We start from the raw sequence: 5,032 nt of genomic DNA on the forward strand, positions 1-5,032 counted from the left end.
GGTTACTTCAAGGAAGGTGGGCTCGATGTCTCGCTTGAGATCATCGAGGAAGCATCGCTGTATATGGCGGCTGTTGCCGCCGGCGAGCTCGACGGCAGCGCCTCGACCGTCGACGAGATCATGAAGTATCGTTCGAAGGATGTTTGCTTCAAGTCGGTCTATGCGCTGGATGACAGCCATGGCGGCGATGGCGTGCTCGCGCCCAGCGGGGTCAAGAGCATCGCCGACCTCAAAGGCATGGACGTAGCGCTGAACGAGGGTTCAGTGTCGCAGTTCTGGTTCAATATCCTGCTCAAGCAGGCCGGTCTCACCCAGGCCGATGTGAAGATCACCAACATGACGGCAGACGATGCCGCCGCCGCCTTCATGGCCGACCGCATTCCCGTTGCCGTCACCTGGGAACCGCATCTGACGCTGGCCAAAAAGGAAAACAAGGGACAGGTGCTGATCGACTCCTCCAAGACACCCGGCTTGATCGTCGATGTGGTGGCGCTCAACTGCGACTACATCACGAAGAACCCCGGAGATGTCGAGGCGCTGGTGAAGGGCCTCTACAAGGCCAACGAGTTCATCAAGGAGAATCCTGAGAAGGCGTATGAGGTGATGGCCAAAGGCGTCGGCGGCTGGCTGAAGGATCCGAAGGACTTCGCTTCCTCGGCCGCTGGCGTGAACTTCTACGGTAAGCAGCGCAATGCCGAATTCTTCGCCGGTGGCGAGACTGGCGAAGCCGGCAAGCTGATCAAGCTGGGCGGCGATATCTGGGGCGGCTTCGGCAAGCTCAAAATGGACGTCAAGTATGACGACCTCGTCGATACATCCTTCCTTGGGAAGTAGCTTGGCCTTGGAAAGTAGCTTGGCCTGCGAAGTAATTTGACCTTGCAAAGTGATTTGGCTGAACCGGAGGCGGACCTCGCGCCTCCGGTCCAAGCGGCCCAAAAGGGTATCCCGTGACACTAGCACCGAACACGAGCTCTCTGGTCAGCAATGGCGTGACCGCGAGAGTTGAAGAAGGTCAGGCCGGTCGATCCGTCCTGAAAGTCATCGCCACACCGTTTCGGGCTGTGCCGCGCTCTCTCTCCATTACGCTCGGCTTCATGGTCTGGATCGCCGTCATCGGCGGCTGGTTCGCGCTGACCTATTCCGGAGCGGTCAAGGAAATGTTCCTGCCTCGCCCCGAATCCGTGTTGTCCACCACCATCAGCATGGCGCTTGACGGGTCGTTGTGGGAGCATGTTTTCGCCAGCGTCCAGGTGGTGTTGATCGGCTTCGTCCTTTCGAGCATCGTTGCGGTGCCGCTTGGATTGACGATGGGCACCTATCGCATCGTCCAGGCCGTTCTCGAACCGTTGGTCAATTTCATACGCTATCTGCCGGTGACGTCCTTCGTGCCGCTTTTCATCCTGTGGATCGGCATCGGCATCGAGCAGCGCGTTGCCGTCATCGTCTTCGGCGTCTTCTTCCAGCAGCTCGTCATGATCGCCGACAGCGCTCGCAGCGTCCAGCGCGACCTTGTCAACGCAGCCTATACGCTCGGCACGAAACGAGGCGACACGGTCTTCCACATCGTCTTTCCGGCCACGCTTCCGAGCGTGCTGGATGTGCTGCGCGTCACCATGGGCTGGGCCTGGACCTATCTCGTCGTGGCCGAACTCGTCGCCGCCCGCAGCGGACTTGGCTACATCTCGCTCAAAGCCATGCGCGGCTTTCAGGTCGACGTGATCTTCATGGCCATCGCCATGATCGGCATCCTTGGTCTTTGCACCGACCAATTGTTCCGGGGCATCCGCCGCCTCGTCGCTCCCTGGGCCAATTGAGGAACACGCACACATGGACGCCCTGAATCTTACGACGAAACCAAAGAGTTCCGACATAGGCATCGACAATGTGGTCCTGCGCTACGGCAAGGGTGACAATGCGGTGCTGGCGCTGGATGGCATTTCCTTTCACGTCGTGCCCAACGAATTCTGTGTGATCGTCGGCCCATCCGGCTGCGGCAAGTCGAGCCTGCTTTATCTCGTCGCCGGTCTTGAGGAGCGCACCGGCGGCATGATCGTAGTCGGCGGCAAGCCTGTTACCGAGCCGGGCCCGGATCGCGGCATGGTGTTTCAGGCATATACGCTGTTTCCCTGGCTTACGGTGGCGCAGAACGTCGAATATGGCCCGAAGCGGAAGGGCATTGCGCCGGCCGAGCGCAGGGTCATTGTCGAGCATTTTCTCCACGAGGTCGGTCTGGCAAAGTTCGCCAACCATTACCCGTCTCAGCTGTCGGGCGGCATGAAGCAGCGCGTTGCGATTGCGCGAGCGCTCGCCAATGATCCGGACGTGCTGCTGATGGATGAGCCTTTTGGAGCGCTCGACAGCCAAACCCGTCACAGCATGCAGAAGCTTTTGCTGAGGATCTGGGATCATTCCAAGAAGACGGTCCTATTCGTTACCCATGACATCGACGAAGCGATCCTGCTGGCGGACAGGGTGCTCGTCATGTCCGGCCGGCCCGGTCAGATCAAGAAGGAAATCCGCGTAGGCCTCCCGCGTCCACGCAGCATGGATCTGGTCATGGAGCCGAACTTCATCGCCATGAAGCGGGAGATCCTCGAGCTCCTGAAGAATGACGAAGACGACGAGCACTAATGCATGTCGCTCAAAAGTGACCTCGGTTTTGGGCAGACGACATGCATGAAACAGACATCGGCAGTCTTCGGTGTGGATGACGAAACGGGCAAGGCATGAGCATCGAGGCGGCGGAATTTGACTATATCGTCATTGGCGCGGGTTCGGCCGGCTGTGTCTTGGCAAACAGGCTGAGCGCAGACCCGGCAGTTCGTGTCTGCCTGATCGAGGCGGGCGGCAGCGACGACCGCACCAGGGTGCGCGTGCCGGCCGGCATTCTCTCGCTCTACGGCAATCCGAACTTCGACTACGGCTACAAGGGCGTGCCGCAGCCGCTGCTCAACAACCGCCGCATACCGGTCAACCGGGGCAAGGTTCTTGGCGGGTCGAGTTCGATCAACTCGATGGTCTATATTCGTGGCGCCGCGCAAGACTACGATGAATGGGCAGCGCTTGGCTGCGCCGGGTGGTCCTATGCCGATGTCCTGCCGGTCTTCAAGAAATTGGAGCGGAACTGCCTGTTGCAGAGCCCCGCCTATCACGGATTCGACGGCGAATTGCTGGTCGACAATCCGCGCGATCCCAACGTGGTATCCAGCCTGTGGGTTGAGGCGGGCAGAGGCGTAGGCCTGCCCGAGAACCGCGACTTCAATGCCGGTGGCCAACTCGGCCTCGGCATCTACAACGTGACCCAGAACAGAGGCGAGCGCTTCTCGGCCTACAGCGCCTTTGTCCGGCCGGTTCTCGGCCGCTCGAATCTGCGGATATTGTCAGGCGTCGAGGTTCTTGATCTGGCGATTGAACGCGAGCGCGTCACCGGCGTCAACGTGATCAGGGAAGGCGCAACCCAACGGTTGGGGTGCCGAGCGGAGGTCGTCCTCAGCGCGGGTGCGATCGGATCGCCGCGCATTCTGCTTGCTTCCGGCGTCGGCCCGGCCGGGGAGCTGAAAGCAGCGGGGATTGAACCGGTCGCGAACCTGCCAGGCGTCGGTAAGAACTTGCGCGACCATGTCGATGGCATGATCACGGTGCGATCGAACAGCCGCAAGACGCTCGGCCTTTCACTTGCCAATCTTCCGGCGATGCTGGCGGCGCCGTTCCAGTATTTCGCCCGGCGCAAAGGCATGCTGACGACCAACTATGTCGAAGCCGGCGGCTTTGCCAGGACGAAGTATGCCGGGAGCATACCCGACATTCAGTTCCACTTCGTGCCGGGCTATCGCAGCCATCGCGGTCGGCTCGTCGAATATGGCCACGGCTATGCCGTGCACACCTGTGTGTTGAGACCGGGGAGCGTCGGCGAAATCACGCTTCAACGCGACGGCACCCGCCGCAATATGCTCATAGACCATCGCTTCTTCAGTGACGAACAGGATGCCCTGACCCTCGTCGAGGGCATAAAGGTCGCGCGTTCGATCCTGGCTTCGCCGGTTTTTGGCGGCATCCGCGGACCGGAAATCCTGCCTGGGCCCGACGTGAACACCGATGACGAGATTCTCGCCTATCTGCGTGCCGAGGCTCTTACCGTCTATCATCCGGTTGGCACGGCCAGGATGGGCAACGACGCCATGGCGGTGGTTGATCCCGCCGGTCTCAAGGTGCGCGGTTTCGACAATCTGCGCGTCGCTGATGCCTCCGTCATGCCGACATTGATCGGGGGCAACACCAATGCGCCATCCATGATGATTGGCGAAAAGGCGGCTATGGCAATACTGGCGTAGCCGTCTGCGCGCGGCCAATTCAGCATTTAGGAACAAGCTAACCACTGCCACATGAAATCGTAATTTTCGCTGCCCGGTCCCTCCAGTAAACCAACGATCAGACCTCCGCCGCATGCGCAGAAACTCTCGGGGAGAGCCAGAAAGGGCCGCTGAATGCCAGTCGAAACAGTAGACACGCTTGTTGTTGGCGGCGGCCAGGCGGGGCTGGCGATGAGCGAGCATCTGAGCAAGTGCGGCGTGCCCCATCTCGTGCTGGAGCGGGACCGCATCGCCGAACGCTGGCGTAGCGAGAGATGGGACTCGCTGGTTGCCAATGGTCCCGCCTGGCATGACCGTTTTCCCGGCATGGAATTTCCCAATGCCGGTCCGGATGCCTTTATCGGCAAGGAGAAGGTCGCCGACTATTTTGTCGCTTACGCCGACATGATCGCTGCCCCCATCCGTTGCGGCGTGGAGGTCAGGAAAGTGGAAAGGCTTGTCGGCCGTCCCGGCTTCCGGATCGAAACCTCGGATGGCGTGATCGAAGCCAGGAGCGTGGTTGCCGCCACCGGCGCTTTCCAGCATCCGGTCATCCCGGCCGTCGTTCCCGGGGACGCCGGACCTATGCAGATACATTCCAGCGCCTATCGCAATCCCGGCCAACTGCCCGCAGGCGCGGTGCTGGTGGTCGGCTCCGGGTCTTCGGGGGTGCAGATCGCCGA

The 5,032-nt window shown here is 60.7% G+C and carries 5 protein-coding genes; all 5 read left to right on the forward strand.

Translation table 11 applies throughout. The features are described from left to right. On the forward strand, nucleotides 1–834 hold an 834-nt coding region (locus tag EN925_RS22970; RefSeq protein ID WP_128336949.1), incomplete at its 5' end, for an ABC transporter substrate-binding protein. Between the two features lie 113 nt (nucleotides 835–947). After that, nucleotides 948–1,814 (forward strand): ABC transporter permease, encoded by an 867-nt coding sequence (locus EN925_RS22975; protein ID WP_024503974.1) that lies wholly within the window; start codon nucleotides 948–950, stop codon nucleotides 1,812–1,814. Nucleotides 1,815–1,827: 13 nt separating this feature from the next. Continuing rightward, nucleotides 1,828–2,631: an ABC transporter ATP-binding protein gene (locus EN925_RS22980; protein WP_013530446.1), complete on the forward strand. Its 804-nt coding sequence runs from the start codon at nucleotides 1,828–1,830 to the stop codon at nucleotides 2,629–2,631. Nucleotides 2,632–2,726: 95 nt separating this feature from the next. After that, nucleotides 2,727–4,331, forward strand: a complete 1,605-nt coding sequence (locus tag EN925_RS22985) for a GMC family oxidoreductase N-terminal domain-containing protein (RefSeq protein WP_013530447.1) — start codon at nucleotides 2,727–2,729, stop codon at nucleotides 4,329–4,331. A gap of 153 nt (nucleotides 4,332–4,484) precedes the next feature. After that, the coding region (locus tag EN925_RS22990; protein WP_164894339.1) for an NAD(P)/FAD-dependent oxidoreductase at nucleotides 4,485–5,032 on the forward strand (548 nt) is incomplete at its 3' end.

The organism is Mesorhizobium sp. M7A.F.Ca.US.006.04.2.1 (assembly GCF_004022915.1).
GTDB classification, from domain to species: domain Bacteria; phylum Pseudomonadota; class Alphaproteobacteria; order Rhizobiales; family Rhizobiaceae; genus Mesorhizobium; species Mesorhizobium ciceri.

Coding starts and splice junctions, on each gene's coding strand:
- EN925_RS22980 (WP_013530446.1), top strand. CDS start 1,828: ATGGACGCCCTGAATCTTACGACGAAACCAAAGAGTTCCGACATAGGC.
- EN925_RS22985 (WP_013530447.1), top strand. CDS start 2,727: ATGAGCATCGAGGCGGCGGAATTTGACTATATCGTCATTGGCGCGGGT.